Origin of the sequence: Bradyrhizobium cosmicum (assembly GCF_007290395.2) — a bacterium.
In the GTDB taxonomy this organism is placed as follows: domain Bacteria; phylum Pseudomonadota; class Alphaproteobacteria; order Rhizobiales; family Xanthobacteraceae; genus Bradyrhizobium; species Bradyrhizobium cosmicum.
Genome location: NZ_CP041656.2, coordinates 6,635,079 through 6,649,355 on the forward strand (window position 1 = coordinate 6,635,079; position 14,277 = coordinate 6,649,355).

At 64.3% G+C, this 14,277-nt stretch carries 15 protein-coding genes; 3 read left to right on the forward strand and 12 right to left on the reverse strand.

Translation table 11 applies throughout. The annotated features are described in order from the left end of the window. The first annotated feature begins 47 nt into the window (after positions 1-47). Entirely contained in the window at positions 48-1,028 is a 981-nt protein-coding gene (locus tag FNV92_RS31605; protein WP_143843157.1) for a Bug family tripartite tricarboxylate transporter substrate binding protein, read from the forward strand. Positions 1,029-1,054: 26 nt separating this feature from the next. Here the strand turns inward: FNV92_RS31605 and FNV92_RS31610 are convergent, their stop codons facing one another. From FNV92_RS31610 to FNV92_RS31640, 7 genes are all read right to left on the reverse strand, one after another. Then, complete coding sequence (locus FNV92_RS31610) at positions 1,055-1,546, reverse strand: hypothetical protein (RefSeq protein ID WP_143843156.1); 492 nt, start codon at positions 1,544-1,546, stop codon at positions 1,055-1,057. A 155-nt stretch (positions 1,547-1,701) separates the two neighbouring features. Further along, entirely contained in the window at positions 1,702-1,974 is a 273-nt protein-coding gene (locus FNV92_RS31615) for a DUF3551 domain-containing protein (protein ID WP_143843155.1), read from the reverse strand. Positions 1,975-2,007: 33 nt separating this feature from the next. Then, the gene (locus FNV92_RS31620; protein WP_015688799.1) at positions 2,008-2,286 is read right to left on the reverse strand and encodes a DUF3551 domain-containing protein; all 279 of its coding nucleotides are present in this window, start codon (positions 2,284-2,286) and stop codon (positions 2,008-2,010) included. A gap of 149 nt (positions 2,287-2,435) precedes the next feature. Continuing rightward, a complete protein-coding gene (gene htpG, locus FNV92_RS31625; protein WP_143843154.1) occupies positions 2,436-4,313 on the reverse strand; it encodes a molecular chaperone HtpG in 1,878 nt (625 codons plus the stop codon). A 123-nt stretch (positions 4,314-4,436) separates the two neighbouring features. Next, positions 4,437-4,841: a hypothetical protein gene (locus tag FNV92_RS31630; protein ID WP_015688801.1), complete on the reverse strand. Its 405-nt coding sequence runs from the start codon at positions 4,839-4,841 to the stop codon at positions 4,437-4,439. Positions 4,842-5,090: 249 nt separating this feature from the next. Continuing rightward, entirely contained in the window at positions 5,091-5,690 is a 600-nt protein-coding gene (locus FNV92_RS31635; protein WP_143843153.1) for a nuclear transport factor 2 family protein, read from the reverse strand. 135 nt (positions 5,691-5,825) lie between these two features. Next, positions 5,826-6,632: a response regulator gene (locus FNV92_RS31640; protein ID WP_015688803.1), complete on the reverse strand. Its 807-nt coding sequence runs from the start codon at positions 6,630-6,632 to the stop codon at positions 5,826-5,828. A 219-nt stretch (positions 6,633-6,851) separates the two neighbouring features. Between FNV92_RS31640 and FNV92_RS31645 the strand changes: the two genes are divergently transcribed. Then, the gene (locus tag FNV92_RS31645) at positions 6,852-7,085 is read left to right on the forward strand and encodes a NepR family anti-sigma factor (protein WP_015688804.1); all 234 of its coding nucleotides are present in this window, start codon (positions 6,852-6,854) and stop codon (positions 7,083-7,085) included. Next, positions 7,085-7,633, forward strand: coding sequence for a sigma-70 family RNA polymerase sigma factor (locus FNV92_RS31650; RefSeq protein WP_015688805.1), 549 nt, complete (start codon positions 7,085-7,087; stop codon positions 7,631-7,633). Before FNV92_RS31645 ends, FNV92_RS31650 begins: the two co-directional genes overlap by 1 nt. A gap of 71 nt (positions 7,634-7,704) precedes the next feature. On the opposite strand, the gene FNV92_RS31655 is transcribed toward FNV92_RS31650, so the two are convergent. From FNV92_RS31655 to FNV92_RS31675, 5 genes are all read right to left on the reverse strand, one after another. Next, positions 7,705-8,403 (reverse strand): nitroreductase, encoded by a 699-nt coding sequence (locus FNV92_RS31655; RefSeq protein WP_143843150.1) that lies wholly within the window; start codon positions 8,401-8,403, stop codon positions 7,705-7,707. Positions 8,404-8,463: 60 nt separating this feature from the next. Continuing rightward, a complete protein-coding gene (locus FNV92_RS31660) occupies positions 8,464-9,708 on the reverse strand; it encodes an acyl-CoA dehydrogenase (protein ID WP_143843149.1) in 1,245 nt (414 codons plus the stop codon). A 9-nt stretch (positions 9,709-9,717) separates the two neighbouring features. Continuing rightward, positions 9,718-10,962, reverse strand: coding sequence for an acyl-CoA dehydrogenase (locus tag FNV92_RS31665; protein WP_143843148.1), 1,245 nt, complete (start codon positions 10,960-10,962; stop codon positions 9,718-9,720). A gap of 140 nt (positions 10,963-11,102) precedes the next feature. After that, a complete protein-coding gene (locus FNV92_RS31670; RefSeq protein WP_143843147.1) occupies positions 11,103-12,230 on the reverse strand; it encodes an acyl-CoA dehydrogenase family protein in 1,128 nt (375 codons plus the stop codon). Positions 12,231-12,392: 162 nt separating this feature from the next. Further along, positions 12,393-14,264 carry an AMP-binding protein gene (locus FNV92_RS31675; protein WP_143843146.1) on the reverse strand — a complete coding sequence of 624 codons (1,872 nt, stop codon included), beginning with the start codon at positions 14,262-14,264 and terminating at the stop codon, positions 12,393-12,395. Positions 14,265-14,277 lie beyond the last annotated feature (13 nt).

A 14,277-nucleotide genomic window follows, 5' to 3' on the forward strand; every position in this document is an offset into this window, starting at 1 on the left:
CACCCTCCATTTCTTGTACGAGCGGTGCAGCGGGAGCGGAGACGCGGATGATCACCAAACGCCATTTCCTTCAGATCGCGGCTTTTGCCGCAGCGGCATTCGCCGCGCCGCGCGCATTTGCGATCGGCAATCCCTCCTATCCCTCGCGCAGCGTGAAGTGGGTGGTGCCTTATGCGGCGGGCGGCGCGACCGACGTGCTGTCGCGGCTGCTGTGCCAGCGCTTGTCCGACCGGCTCGGCCAGACCTTCGTGGTCGAGAACAAGCCTGGCGCCGGCAGCAACATCGGGACACAAGCGGTGATCACGTCCGCGCCCGACGGTTACACGCTGCTGCTGACCTCGACCGCCAATGCAATCAACGCCTCGTTCGATCCGGCACTGCCGTATGATTTCGCCAAGGGCATCGCGCCGGTCGCGGGTGTCGCCCGAATTCCCCTGGTGCTGGTCGTCAACAACGACCTGCCGGTGAAGACCGTCGCCGACTTCGTCGCCTACGCCAAGGCCAGTCCCGGCAAGATGTCGATCGCCTCCTCCGGCATCGGCACGTCGCTGCATCTCTCGGGCGAGCTGTTCAAGTCGATGGCCGGCGTGCAGTTCACCCACGTGCCCTATCGCGGCTCGGCGCCGGGATTGACCGACGTCGTGAGCGGCCAGATCCAGGGCATGTTCGACAACGTCACCTCGTCCTTCGAGCTGGTGCGCGCCGGCAAGCTCCGCGCACTCGGCGTGACCACGCGCGACCGCTCGGAGATTCTGCCCGACGTGCCGCCGATCGCCGAGACACTTCCAGGCTATGAGACGAGCTCATTCTACGGCGTCGGCGCGCCGCACGACACGCCGCGCGAGATCGTCGACCTGCTCAATCGCGAGATCGACACGGCGCTGTCCGACGACGAGATCAAGGCCCGCATCGCCGAACTCGGCGCGATCCCGCTGCATGGCAATGCTGGCGAGTTCGGCAGCATGCTGACGGCGGAGACCGACCGCTGGCGCAAGGTGGTGGAGCTGTCGGGGATCAGGAAGGAGTAGCGCCCGCCTGGCGCGACAGCCCTCCTCTAGTCCGCCGTGAATTCGAGGTTGAAACGAATTGGACTGACGGGTGTCGTCACGAACCTGACGCTCTTGCCGCTCAACCCCGCAAACGGGCCCGAGGCGAACTTGATGGCCGCCCTACCGGAAGACTCCACGCCAACGGGTTTGCCGTCCTTCATCACGACGTGAGCGGTGCCCTCGATGAGCTGCGTTACGAGACGCCCACCCGGTATCCGGTGCACGCCACCTCCAAATACGATGGTCGCCTTGGGACCGTCCCACTCCACCGCATTCGAAGCTGAATAGACCGCACCCTTCAGCAGACCATCGACACCGACGCAGACGTAGTCCTGGGCCACCAGATTGTGGTCTGGGCGGTCGCCAATCGGCTCCTGGCTGTAGAAGCCGGCGGTGCTGCATTCATAACGCGCGATCATGTCTGCGCGAGCCGGTTGGGAAGCCGCGATCATGCCAAGGGTCGCGCCAGCGAGCGTGGTGAGAGTACGCCCGTTCATGGAGATCTCCTCGCCTCATGCGCCCGATCGGAGGGCCGGCATGATGCCGGACTCCTGCTGTCGGGCTTTAGGTCGAAGGCTGTCAGGGATCGCAGATGCGTACGTTGATCTGGCTCAACCTCGGGAGTGGCCGGAATCCGGCGGGAGCGCGGAGGTTAGTGGACGACCGGCTGACGGTAACGACGCGGCGCCGGCATGTTGACCGGATAATACGGATTGAGATCGCAGGTCGCGGCGCGGCCAGTCGCCGTGGCGCGGCACTGCGGCAGCGAGGTGAAGGAGCAGTCGTACCACTCTCCACCGCCGCCGCTCGCGCCGGAATAGACGTGCATGCAGACGGGATAACGGGGGTCGAAGGTCTGCGCATGCGACGGTGTAGCCGCGAGCAGTATACCGGCGATCATGGCCAGACCGAAGGAACAACGCATCAAGAACATCCCGGGACGCCGCATCGCCGACCGCTAGTGCTCTTTCTTGTGACGACGGCGCGGGGCCGGCGGCGGTTCGTTGAAGGCGTAATAGGGATTGACGTCGCAGCTCGCGGAGCGGCCCGAAGCCGACGCACGGCACTGCGGGATCGAAGTAAATGAGCAGTCGTAATAGTCGCCGCCCCCGCCCCAGCCGCCCGGCGTGTAAACGTGCATGCACACTGGATAGCGCGGATCATAGGTCTGGGCGCTGGCGTCTGCCGCGACGAACAGCGTGGCAATTGCGGTGAGGGTCAGGATCGGCAAGCGCATGGAAACATCCTCGAATCGATGGCGTCGGCGGAGCTGGTGCCGACCGCCTCCTATGGCACAACACCACGCCGGAGGCGACCGTTCCTGGAACCATATGACGGCAAGGTGAGTGCGGTGCGTGATGCACCGCACGGACGCGACCAATGACGCTATGCGCCGAGTCCCTGCAAGACCAGCCGGTTCAACCGTGAGGCAAACGCGGCGGGATCTTCCGGCAGCTCGCCGTCCAGGATCTGCGCCTGTTCGAGCAGGAGCAGGCTGAGATCGTCGACGTCCCTGGAGCCGGCCTGCGCCCTGGTGATCGCCGTGACCAGCGGGTGGCGCAGATTGATCTCGAGGATCGGCTTGGTGCGCATGCCCCGGTTCTGCTGCGACAGGATGCGCTCGAGCTCGCGGCTCGGACCCTGGCTGTCGGCAACGAGGCAGGAGGCGGAACTGGTGAGGCGCGTTGAGGCCTTGACGTCGGTCACACGCTCGCCGAGCGCCGCCTTGATCACGGCGATGGTGGCGGCTTCATCCGCCGCCGGCTCGTCCTTCTTCGCCTCGTCCGTCTCGTCGGTGCGCGGGATCAGGTCGAGATTGAGATCGCCCTGGCTCAGGGACTTCATCGGCTTGCCGTCGAATTCCGTCGGCATCGAGGTCCAGAAGGCGTCGACGGGATCGGACAGCAGCAGCACCTCGATGCCGCGCGCGGTTGCAGCCTCCAGCCGCGGATTGGACTTCAGCCGCTCGATGCTGTCGCCGACGAGGTAGTAGATCTCGGTCTGGTTCGGCTTGAAACCGGCGATGACGTCTTTCAGCGAGCGCTTCTCGCCCGTGGTGGTGGTGAAACGCGACAGCGCGAGCAGCTTTTCGCGACGCTCGAAATCCTCGTAGACGCCTTCCTTCAGCACCGCGCCAAAAGCGTCCCATATCCTGGTAAAATTCTCCGGGTCCTTGTCGGCGAGGCTTTCCAGCTCCGACACGACACGCGTCGCCACGGCTTTGCGGATCTGCGCGAGCTGCGGATTGTTCTGCAGCATCTCGCGCGAGATGTTGAGCGGCAGATCCTCGCTATCGACGACGCCGCGGATGAAGCGCAAGTACCCCGGTAGCAGATCGGCATCGTCGGTGATGAAGACGCGGCGGACATAGAGCTTGACGCGCCCCTTGCGCGAGGGCTCGAACAGGTCGAACGGTTTGGTCGACGGCGCGAACAGCAGCACTGCGTAGGAGTAACGGCCCTCCGCGCGATAGTGCAGCGTCATCGCGGGATCGTCGAAGGCCGAGGCGATCTGCTGATAGGCCTTTTTGTAGTCCTCCGGAGTCAACTCGGATTTCGAGCGCTGCCACAGCGCACTCGCCGAATTGATCTGGCGTGGTTCGCCCTCTTCCGGCACGAGTTCGATCGGGAAGAGAATGTTGTCAGAATAGGCACTGATGATGCGTTCGATCTCGTAGGCCTCGAGATACTTCTTCGCGTCGTCCTTCAAGTGCAGGACGATCTCGGTGCCGCGCGCCACGCGCGCCGCGTCCTCGTCGCTGGCCCGTGCGATCTCGAAGCCGGAGCCGCCGGATGACGTCCAGGTCCAGACGTCGCTCTCGCCGGCGCGGCGGCTGACCACCACGATCTTCTCGGCCACCATGAAGGCGGAATAAAAGCCGACGCCGAACTGGCCGATCAGGCCGAGGCCCTCCTTGGCCTCCTTCAGCTTCGAGACGAAGGCCTTGGTGCCGGAGCGGGCGATGGTGCCGAGATGGTCGATCAGCTCCTGCCGCTCCATGCCGATGCCGTTGTCGGCGATCGTGAGCGTTCCAGCCGTCTTGTTCGGGATGATGCGGATCTTGAGGGCGTCGCCCTCGCCGAGCAGGGCCGGATTGGCGATGGCCTCGTAGCGCAGCTTGTCGCAGGCATCCGAGGCGTTGGAGACGAGCTCCCGCAGGAAAATATCGGTCTCGGAATAGACCGAGTGCACCATGAGGTGCAGCAGCTCGGAAACCTCGGCCTGGAATGGCTGCGTATGCGCGGCGGTATCGGACGTCGTCATGCATTTACCCGGTCAATCAAAAGGGGAAGAAACCCGGGATATAGCGCGAGGGGATGGGGGATCAAGTGGACGTGAACGATCGCCCTCCGGACGGGAGGGCGATTTTTCCACGGGCGCCGCGGATCAGGTCACGCAGCGGCCCGGCTGCAGCAGTTTTGCCACTTCGGTCAGGGAGCTGACCATCGGCTCGCAGGCGATGGTCGGCTTGTTGCGACCCAGCTTCTGATCCTTCAGCAGCGCCGGCGGCTTGGCGTTGCCGGTCTCGATCACCGCGGGGACCCGCAGCAGCACCGACGTATCTGCGAGATCGTTCAGCCGCATCGACACGGTGCGGGAGGGAACTCCCTGCTTGAGATCGGCGAGCCGGTCGGACTTGCCGGAGCGATTGACGTTATGGCCCGGCTTGTCGGCCTTGTCGGCGACGGCCTGCCAGCGGTCGGCCAGATCGTGGCCGGAGGCCAGCTGCGCGGCGCCGAGCGCGAAGGTGATCGCGACTGCACCGAAAAATGCTTTGTAAATCTGTGACATGGCTGTCGATCCCTCGCCCCATGGCGATCGTGGGAACAACGCAAGGAGACGACCGCAAGTTCTCAGCCGTTAAGATCACTTAACCGTGTGCGAAAAATCGGAGGCCGTATGAAAAATTTTGCAGCCGGCTGGAACGACTCCGTGGCCTGCGAGTCGTCTCAACAGCCGGCTATTCCCCCCTGCCCCATAAGCCGGCGACGTAGGGCGCGACTGTGGTGATGCCAGTCGCGCCTTACTTTTGTCTGGCGTTTACTTCGCCATCCCCACCAGCCACGCCCGCCCCTCACCATAGAGCTTCTCGACCTCCGGCCCGGTGAGGCCCGGCATGTCGCGCTTGACCTTGTAGCCGATCAACTCCTGCATGTAGGCGAGGTGGCGGTAGCCTTCGGGCAGCGCGGCGAGCGCTTTTTGATCCAGTTGAAGCGTTGCAGCGGGATCGACCGGGTCGATCCGGTCCTTCTCGTAGATCGGCTGGCGGCGGACGATGCCCCAATGGCCCTCCCGCTTCTCCAGGAAGTCGTAGAAACGCCCGGTGCAGACGACGTCGCAAACCACGTCATGCACCGGGGCACGCTGCGAGATCGTCATCTTGGTTTGTGCGATGGCCCGCTCGCCGGCGAGGTCGATGCTGGTCCCGCCGAGGAAATGCAGGATGCGCACGCCCCTGGCAAATCCCTCCTGGCTGACGCGCATGAAATCCCGCGCCGGCCCCTGAAACCAGGTGGCGGACATCCAGCCCTCGTCGTGCCAGACGGTCGCAAAGCGTTCCCAGTCGCCGGCGTCGCGCCACACCGCCCAATTTTCGACGAGATCGCGGATCGCGAGGCGGTCGAGCAGCGCTTGGTCCATAGGCATATCTCCGATTGGGCGATGCACGAGGTATGAGCGGCGAATTCGATGGCCGTCAAGCACGGCCATCGGACAAGAAAAATCCGGCGTGCCTTGCAGCACGCCGGATCGGCTCATTCGCTAATATTGCCTTGTTTACGCCGCCGGCGCCTTGGGCGCGCGGTTGCGCGAGTTGCGCTGGAAGAACAGGGCCTGGCTCGCCACAGCCGACACCATCGCGGGTTGGAACGGCTTTGAGATCAGGAACGCCGGCTCGGGACGCTCGCCGGTCAGGAAGCGCTCGGGATAGGCGGTGATGAACACCACCGGCACCTCGAACGTCTTCAGCAGCTCGTTGACGGCGTCGAGGCCGGACGAGCCGTCGGCGAGCTGGATATCGGCCAGGATCAGGCCCGGACGCTTGTTCTTGGCCAGCGCCACCGCGTCGGCATGGGTGCGCGCGACGCCGACGACATTGTGACCGAGGTTCTTCACCAGGCTCTCGAGGTCCATGGCGATGAAGGTCTCATCCTCGATGATCAGCACGTCGGTGGCGATCTCGGCCGCCATCTCGCGTCCCGCGGCGTCGGCAAGCCGCCGAGTCTCGGCGACGTCGGTGCCGAGCACGTAGGCGACTTCCTCCTCCGAAAATCCCTCGAGCGAGAGCAGCAGGAACGCCTGCCGCGGCAGGGGCGTGATGTTCGAGAGCCGGCGCTCCGGCGGCATCGGCAGCGTCGCCACTTCGGCGTCGTCATTGACCGACACCGAATTCCAGATCTGGGTGAACAGCCGGAACAGGCCAACTCGCGGCCCGTGGCTCTCGTCGAGGACTGACGGATCCCCCAGCATGGCTTCCAACATGGCTGCGACATAGGCGTCACCGGAGGCCTGGCTGCCCGTCAGGGCGCGCGCATACCGGCGCAACAACGGCAAGTGTTCAGCAACAAGCTGCGAACGGGACATCCCCACTCCATTCATTCGGGCCAACCTTGAAAATCTGGAACTGCGAGGGGAGGCCCGGGTTCCCCTACTGGGGCTGATGACGCCCCAGAATAAGAAAAGTTCCCCAGATCCGGGAACTTTTTGTCGAACCTGGAATTGAACTCGTCCAGGGAACGGCTCCCGGTTGAGAGAACTTCTCGATTTTACAGTTACTTAACTCGGGGAAACGTGGAACAGGTCATGAAAGATCTCAAGTCTCAAGTCAGCAAAAGCACGACCCCCGGCAAGGGAGGCCTAACTCCGGAGATTCAGTCCCGGATCGGCCATCAGCTGCGCGCCATGTACGATGACGTGGTGCGGCAGGGGGTTCCGGACCGGTTCGCGGAACTGATCAAGAAGCTCGATGCTCCGGGAGGCGCACCCCAAGTGGAAACCGACGGGGGCTCTAACGACAACAACAATGGGAGGGATTAATGCCTCTCACGGACTCCCTGCGTGACGACATCCTCGCGGCTGTGCCAAGTTTGCGCGCGTTCGCGATTTCGCTCAGCGGCAATGCGGACCGCGCCGACGATCTGGTGCAGGAAACGCTGTTGCGTGCGCTCGCCAACATCGACTCGTTCCAGCCCGGCTCGAACCTGCCGGCGTGGCTGTTCACGATCCTGCGCAACCTGTTCCGCTCCGACTATCGCAAGCGGCGGAGGGAGGTGGAGGACGCCGAAGGCAACTATGCCAAGACGCTGAAGACCCAGCCCTCGCAGAACGCCCATCTCGAGTTCGAGGAGTTTCGCGGCGCGCTCGAGAAGCTTCCGCAGGACCAGCGCGAAGCGCTCATCCTGGTGGGCGCCTCCGGCTTTTCCTATGAGGACGCGGCCGCGATCTGCGGCTGTGCGGTCGGCACGATCAAGAGTCGCGTCAATCGCGCGCGCTCGAAGCTCGCCGCGCTGCTCTATGTCGACGGCGCCGAAGACTTCGGGCCCGACGAGACCATTCGCGCAGTGATCGGCGGCAGCGGCGGATAGCCGCCGGCGTCAATCGATCCGAGACCCGATGTGAAGGCGGCCGTCCTCGCGGCCGCCTTTGCGCGTCTCGATTACTCGTCCACGAACGTCGCCGTTTCAGCCACGCTCGCACGCGAAGTGCGGTAGCTGTTCACCTTGTGCGTGTTGTCGGCATAGCCGAACGAGATGCCGCAGACGATGCGGCGGTCGTCGGTCAGATTGAAGTGACGGCGGATCAGGCCGGAATGGCGCGCAATCGCCGCCTGCGGAATGGTGCCGAGTCCGAGCGCTTGCGCGGCCAGCATGAAGTTCGAGACATAGGCGCCGCAATCAATCGCGCCGTAGATGCCGAGCGGTTCATTAGTGTGAATGATCGCGACATGCGGCGCGCCGAAGAAATTGTAATTCTCCAGCGCCTGCTTGGCGTAGGCGCTTCTGTCGCCGCGGGCGATCCCGAGCGTATTATAGAGCTGAAAACCACTCTCGCGGCGGCGTTCCAGATAGACGCCAACATACTCGCGCGGCGGAGTGAAGTCGTAATCGTCGCCCAATCCGCCCGACGCTTCCTTGTAGATCAGCTGGCGAAAGCGCTCCTTGGCTTCGCCGCTGGCGATGATGACCTGCCACGGCTGGCTGTTGCACCAGGACGCCGTGCGTTGCGCCGTCGTCAGCACATGCTCGATCGTCGCGCGGTCGACCTGCTTCGGCAGGAAAGCGCGCACGGAATAGCGCTCGTTGAGGAGCTCCTCAAGCACGCCAATGCGGTCGGTCTGGTTCACTTTTGCGTCCATGAATTAGCTCTCTTCGTAGGGTGGGTTCACCGAAGGCGTAACCCACCCCACAATGCCACATCATCTACCCTTGGTCGGGATCTTGGTATACGGCACATCCTTGTCGACGCGAATGTCGCCGGGCAATCCCAGCACGCGCTCGGCGATGATGTTGCGCAGGATCTCATCGGTGCCGCCGGCGATGCGCATAGAAGGCGAGGACAGCAGCATCTGCTGGAACTGGCCCTGCACCGTCTCCTCGTCCGAGCCGGTGAGGACGCCGGCCGCGCCCTGGAGGTCCATGGCGTAGGTGGCGATGTCCTGCAGCATCATGCCGGAGACGAGCTTGCCGATGGAGTTTTCCGGTCCCGGCCGGTCGCCCTTCGACAGCGACGAGATCGCGCGGTAGCTGGTGTATTTCAACCCGCTCGACTTCACCGCCCAGCTCGCCAGCTTCGACCGCACGGCTGGATCGTCGATAGCGAGGCCGTCCTCCAGCATCAGGTTCGAGCAGAACTCGAACAACTCGGGGACGCCGGTCGCAAGACGCGCGCCGATCGACATGCGCTCGTTCATCAGCGTCGTCAGCGACACGCTCCAGCCCTCACCGACGGCCCCGAGGCGCTGGCTGTCGGGGATCACAACATCGGTGAAATAGACCTCGTTGAACTCCTGCATGCCGTTGGCCTGCCTGATCGGCCGCACCTCGACACCGGGACTCTTCATGTCCAGGAAGAACATGGTGAGGCCCTGGTGCTTGGGCACGTTCGGGTCGGTGCGCGCGATCAGCAGACCGTAGTCGGAATAATGCGCGCCCGAGGTCCAGATCTTCTGGCCGTTGACGACCCAATTGTCGCCCTTCTTCTCGGCACGTGTGCGCAGGCCCGCAACGTCGGAGCCGGCGGAGGGCTCGGAGAACAGCTGACACCAGATCTCCTCGCCCGAAGCGAGTTTCGGCAGATAGCGGCGTTTGGCGTCCTCGCTGCCCCAAGCCATCACGGTCGGACCGCACATGCCCTCGCCGATCTGGAACGGTTGCGTCAGCTTGCCATAGACGCCCTCCTCCTGCTGCCAGATCACCTTCTCGATCGGCGTCGCACCGCGACCGCCATATTCCTTCGGCCAGTGCAGGCAGGCCCAACCGCCTTCGGCCTTCTTCTTCTGCCATGCCTTGCCGACCTCGACCATGTCGTGATGGGCGAGCCGGATGCGGCCGAGCGAGGATTTTGACAGCTCGGCCTCAAGCTCCTTCGGAGCGTTGGCCTCGACCCATTTGCGCGCGGTGGCGCGGAATGCGGCTTCCTGCGGGGTATCGTCGAAATTCATGGCGAACCTCTACCCTCTTCCCTTGGTCGGGATCTTGTTGAACGGCACGTCCTTGTCGACACGGATGTCACCGGGCAGACCAAGCACCCGCTCGGCGATGATGTTGCGCATGATCTCGTCGGTGCCGCCTTCGACGCGGGTGCCCGGCGCGCGCAACAGCATCGCCTGGAAACGGCCGGCGAGTTCGGCATCCTCGCCGCTGATCACGCCGCTCGCGCCCTGCAAGTCGAGTGCGTAGGTCGCGACGTCCTGGATCATCGAGCCCGCGACCAGCTTGCCGATGGAGTTTTCCGGGCCTGGCCGCTCACCCTTGGACAGCGCCGAGATCGCGCGCATGCTGGTGTATTTCAGCCCGCTCGCCTTCACCGCCCAGTTCGCCAGCTTCGAGCGCACCGCGCGATCCTCGATCGCCGGACCATCATCCAGCATCAGGCTGGAGCAATATTCGAAGAGCTCCGGGAAACCGGTCGAGACGGCCGCGCCGATCGCGCTGCGCTCGTTCATCAGCGTGGTCAGCGAGACGTTCCAGCCGTCGCCGACCTCGCCGAGGCGCTGGTGGTCGGGAATGCGGACATTGGTGAAATAGACCTCGTTGAAATCGGAGGCGCCGCTCGCCTGCTTGATCGGCCGCACCTCGACGCCGGGACTCTTCATGTCCAGGAAGAACATGGTGAGGCCCTTGTGCTTGGGCACGGTCGGATCGGTGCGGGTGAGCAAAATACCGTAGTCGGAGTAATGCGCGCCCGACGTCCAGATCTTCTGGCCGTTGATGATCCAGTCGTCGCCGTCCTTCTCGGCGCGCGTGCGCAGGCCCGCGACGTCGGAGCCGCCGGCAGGTTCGGAGAACAGCTGGCACCAGACCTTTTCGCCGGAGGCGAGTGGCGGCAGATAGGTGCGCTTATGCTCCTCGCGCGCGAACGCCATCATGGTCGGCCCGCACATGCCGTGGCCGATGATGAACATGCGCGACAGCTGGCCGAACGGCCCCTCTTCCTGTTGCCAGATCACGCGCTCGATCGGCGACGAGCCGCGGCCGCCATACTCCTTCGGCCAGTGCAGGCAGGCCCAGCCGGCGTCGGCCTTCTTCTTCTGCCAGGCCTTTGCGACCTCGAGAATATTGCCGTTCTTGAGCACGGTGCGGCCTAGCGAGGATTTGCGCAGATCGTCCTCGTATTGTTTGGGCGCGTTGGCGCCGATCCAGGCGCGCGCGGTGGCGCGAAATTCGGCTTCCTGCGGGGTGTCGTCGAAGTTCATGGCTCATCTCTCTGTTTCGTTCCCCGGACGCTGCGCAGCACGAAGTGGTGCGCTGCAGATCCGGGGCCCATTGCGGCCCTGGGTCCCGGCTCTGCGAAGCGGCATTGCATGCCGCGTCGCGTCCGGGACACCAATAGCGACTACGCCGCGTTCTTCTTGCGCATGCGGTCGATCAACTGGTCTTCCCAATAAGTGAGGCTACCGAGCCCGAGCGCCATGGCGTTGGCGCGGCGGTAATACATGTGGCAGTCGAATTCCCAGGTGAAACCCATGCCGCCGTGAACCTGGATGTTGTTCTTCGCACAATGCTGGAACGCCTGGGTGGCGCTGATGCGCGCGGCCGCGGCCGCTTCAGGCAGTTCGGCGGCGTTGGTCGAAAGCGCCCAGGCCCCGTAATAGCTGTTGGAGCGGGCCAGCGTCGCCGACACATACATGTCGGCGAGCATGTGCTTGACCGCCTGGAACGAGCCGATCTGGCGGCCGAACGCGATGCGGTCGAGCGCGTAGTCGCGGCCCATCTCCAGCGCGCGGTCGGAGCCGCCGACCTGCTCAAAGGCGCACAGCACGGCCGCGCGGTCGAGCACCTGGGTAAGGATGCTCCAGCCTTCGCCGGCGGTGCCCAGCGGCTCCGCCTTGCAGTTCGTGAAGGCGATCTCGGCCTGTCCGCGTGTCGGATCGAGGTTGGTGAGACTCTTCACCTCGACGCCGCCGGCTTTGAGATCGACCAGGAACAGCGAGATATCGCCGTCGCGACCGCTCGATCCCGTGCGCGCAGCAACCACCGCGAAATCGGCAATCGCGCCATCGGCCACCGGCTTCTTGACGCCGTTGAGCACACCATTTGCAGCCGTCAGCTTGATGGCCTTCGGCGACGGATTGCCCTTGCCCTCGAACAGCGCCAGCGTGCCGATCGCTTCGCCCGAGGCAATCGCCGGCAGCCATTTCTTCTTCTGCGCGTCGCTGCCCGCGATCAGCAGCGCTTCGGCGGCAAGGTACACGGTCGAGGAGAACGGCACCGGCGCATTGGCGCGGCCCATTTCCTCGGCGATGACGCACAGCTCGAGATGACCGGCACCGGCGCCGCCGAATTCCTCGGGGATTGCGACGCCGAGAAAGCCCATCTCGGCAAGGCCCTTCCACAACTCCTTGTCGTAGGGCGCCTTGCCGTCGAGCACGACGCGCACGGCCTTGGGCGAGCATTTTTCGGTGAGGAATTTGCGCGCCTGATCGCGGAGCTGTTTCTGGTCGTCGGAGAAATCAAAGTTCATGGCGGGCTACCTCTTATTGTCTGTCGCGTGTATTGATGCCGTCATTCCGGGGCGCCGCGGAGCGGCGAGCCCGGAATCCATTTCTCCAGGCGTATGCGGCCCGATGGATTCCGGGCTCGCGCTGCGCGCGCCCCGGAATGACGAGGTGAGAGGGGTGTATTCTCATCGCAGCACGATCACGTCCTGGTCCGGCTTGTCCGCATAGAGCCGCGCCACCAGCGCGGCGCGGCGCTCGAGGCCGGCGCGCTGGTTGATGTAGCCCTTGTCAGTGAGCTCGTTGCCGTCGATCGAGGGCGGCTCGGCCATCAGCATGGCGCGGGCGATGATGCGGCTGCTGGCGCCTTCGCACTCCCTGTTATGTGTCTCCAGGCCTCGTCTGAAGCAGGCGACCACCTCGGGATGCTTCACGGCATCCTCGAAGCTCAAATCGGGATTGCCGGCGAGTTGGCGGCAGGCGTGCAGGTTCGGCCAGGCCAGCAGGCCGATGAAGGCGCGATCCTGCCCCGCGACCAACGCGTCATGCACGACGGGCGTCGCGGCCGCGATCGCGTCGGTGCGGAGCGAGCCAACATGCACGAAGGTGCCGGTGGTGAGCTTGAAGTCTTCCACGACCCGGCCGGCGAAGATGATGCCCTTCACCGGATCGGAATCGTCGACGAAAATGCCGGCGTCGCCGATGCAGTAAAAGCCCTCCTCGTCGAACATCTTCTTCGTCAGATCCGGCTGGCCGAAATAGCCGGGCGTGACATTGACGCCGCGCAGGCGCAGCTCGTATTTCGAGCCGCACGGCACCATCTTCAACTCGACGCCGGGAAACGGCAGACCGATCAGGCCGACACGCTCGGTGTCCCAATAGGTGCCGGTCGACGTCGGCGCCGTCTCGGTCGAGCCCCAGCCGGTGTAGAACACGATGCGCTCGCCTGTCGTCTTCACCGCGAGGGCCTGCATGCGTTCGTAGAGATCGTCGGGCAGCCGCGCGCCACCATAGGCCATGATCGACAGGTTCTTGAAGAAGGAGCGGCACAGCGCGTCGTCCTTCTCCATCGCAGCCGCGAGCGCGGCGTAGCCGGCGGGCACGTTGGCGTAATAGGTCGGCGATATCTCGCGGAGGTTTTTCAGCGTCTCATCGAACTGACCCGGCATCGGGCGACCATCGTCGATATAGAGCGTGCCGCCATCGACCAGGATTGGATGGAACGCCGCGTTGCCGCCCATGGTGTGGTTCCATGGCATCCAGTCGAGCATCGTCGCGATCGGTCCGTCGGGCGAGCGCGGCCGCACCTGCATCATCATCGCCGCATTGGCGCACATCATCTCCTGCGTGTTGATGACGGCCTTGGGCATGCCGGTCGAGCCGGAGGTGAACAGCAGCTTGCCAACAGTCTGCGGCGTGATCTTCGCGATCGACGCCTCGACATCAGCAGTAACGGGCGTTGCCGCGAGTTCGGCAAAGCCGACGCTCTTGATGCCGTCGCAGGGACGTACGACGTGCACGACGGTGACACCGGTGAGATCGAGCGCCTTCAGCGCCTTTTCGAAGATCTGACCGTCCTGCACCATCACCACGGCCGGCTTGATCAGGTCGAACAGGTACTTCAGCTTGACGTGATCGTGGCTCATCAACGAATAGGCCGGCGACACCGGTGCGGCCGGAGAGCGCGCCTGCATCGCCGCCTGCGTCATCAGCGCGTGCTCGATCGAATTGCCGGAGAGAATCGTGACCGGACGACCGTCGAGCCTGAGATTGAGCAGCGCCTGCGTCAGCGCATCGACGGTGCGCTTGGCTTCGCCATAGGACACCTTGCGCCATTCGCGGCTCGGCCCGCCGCGCTGTGCCAGCCAGGTGCGCTCAGGCGCTTGCCTCGCCCATTTCGCGAGCGAGGCCGGAAGATGCTTCTCGTAAGCCTGCAGCGGAATGCGCGACTTCAGCAGCACCGTGCCGTCGGCGCGCCGCTCGACATCGATGTCGCGCTTAAGCCACTCCACCTTGCGAAAGGCGGGCTTAGTCATCACCGCCGCCGCGCTTCCACTCATTTTGCGTCTCCCG

Bases quoted from the DNA above. Each gene is read 5' to 3' on its own strand.
- FNV92_RS31605 (WP_143843157.1), top strand. From the start codon at position 48: ATGATCACCAAACGCCATTTCCTTCAGATCGCGGCTTTTGCCGCAGCG.
- FNV92_RS31610 (WP_143843156.1), bottom strand. From the start codon at position 1,546: ATGAACGGGCGTACTCTCACCACGCTCGCTGGCGCGACCCTTGGCATG.
- FNV92_RS31615 (WP_143843155.1), bottom strand. From the start codon at position 1,974: ATGCGTTGTTCCTTCGGTCTGGCCATGATCGCCGGTATACTGCTCGCG.
- FNV92_RS31620 (WP_015688799.1), bottom strand. From the start codon at position 2,286: ATGCGCTTGCCGATCCTGACCCTCACCGCAATTGCCACGCTGTTCGTC.
- htpG (WP_143843154.1), bottom strand. From the start codon at position 4,313: ATGACGACGTCCGATACCGCCGCGCATACGCAGCCATTCCAGGCCGAG.
- FNV92_RS31630 (WP_015688801.1), bottom strand. From the start codon at position 4,841: ATGTCACAGATTTACAAAGCATTTTTCGGTGCAGTCGCGATCACCTTC.
- FNV92_RS31635 (WP_143843153.1), bottom strand. From the start codon at position 5,690: ATGGACCAAGCGCTGCTCGACCGCCTCGCGATCCGCGATCTCGTCGAA.
- FNV92_RS31640 (WP_015688803.1), bottom strand. From the start codon at position 6,632: ATGTCCCGTTCGCAGCTTGTTGCTGAACACTTGCCGTTGTTGCGCCGG.
- FNV92_RS31645 (WP_015688804.1), top strand. From the start codon at position 6,852: ATGAAAGATCTCAAGTCTCAAGTCAGCAAAAGCACGACCCCCGGCAAG.
- FNV92_RS31650 (WP_015688805.1), top strand. From the start codon at position 7,085: ATGCCTCTCACGGACTCCCTGCGTGACGACATCCTCGCGGCTGTGCCA.
- FNV92_RS31655 (WP_143843150.1), bottom strand. From the start codon at position 8,403: ATGGACGCAAAAGTGAACCAGACCGACCGCATTGGCGTGCTTGAGGAG.
- FNV92_RS31660 (WP_143843149.1), bottom strand. From the start codon at position 9,708: ATGAATTTCGACGATACCCCGCAGGAAGCCGCATTCCGCGCCACCGCG.
- FNV92_RS31665 (WP_143843148.1), bottom strand. From the start codon at position 10,962: ATGAACTTCGACGACACCCCGCAGGAAGCCGAATTTCGCGCCACCGCG.
- FNV92_RS31670 (WP_143843147.1), bottom strand. From the start codon at position 12,230: ATGAACTTTGATTTCTCCGACGACCAGAAACAGCTCCGCGATCAGGCG.
- FNV92_RS31675 (WP_143843146.1), bottom strand. From the start codon at position 14,264: ATGAGTGGAAGCGCGGCGGCGGTGATGACTAAGCCCGCCTTTCGCAAG.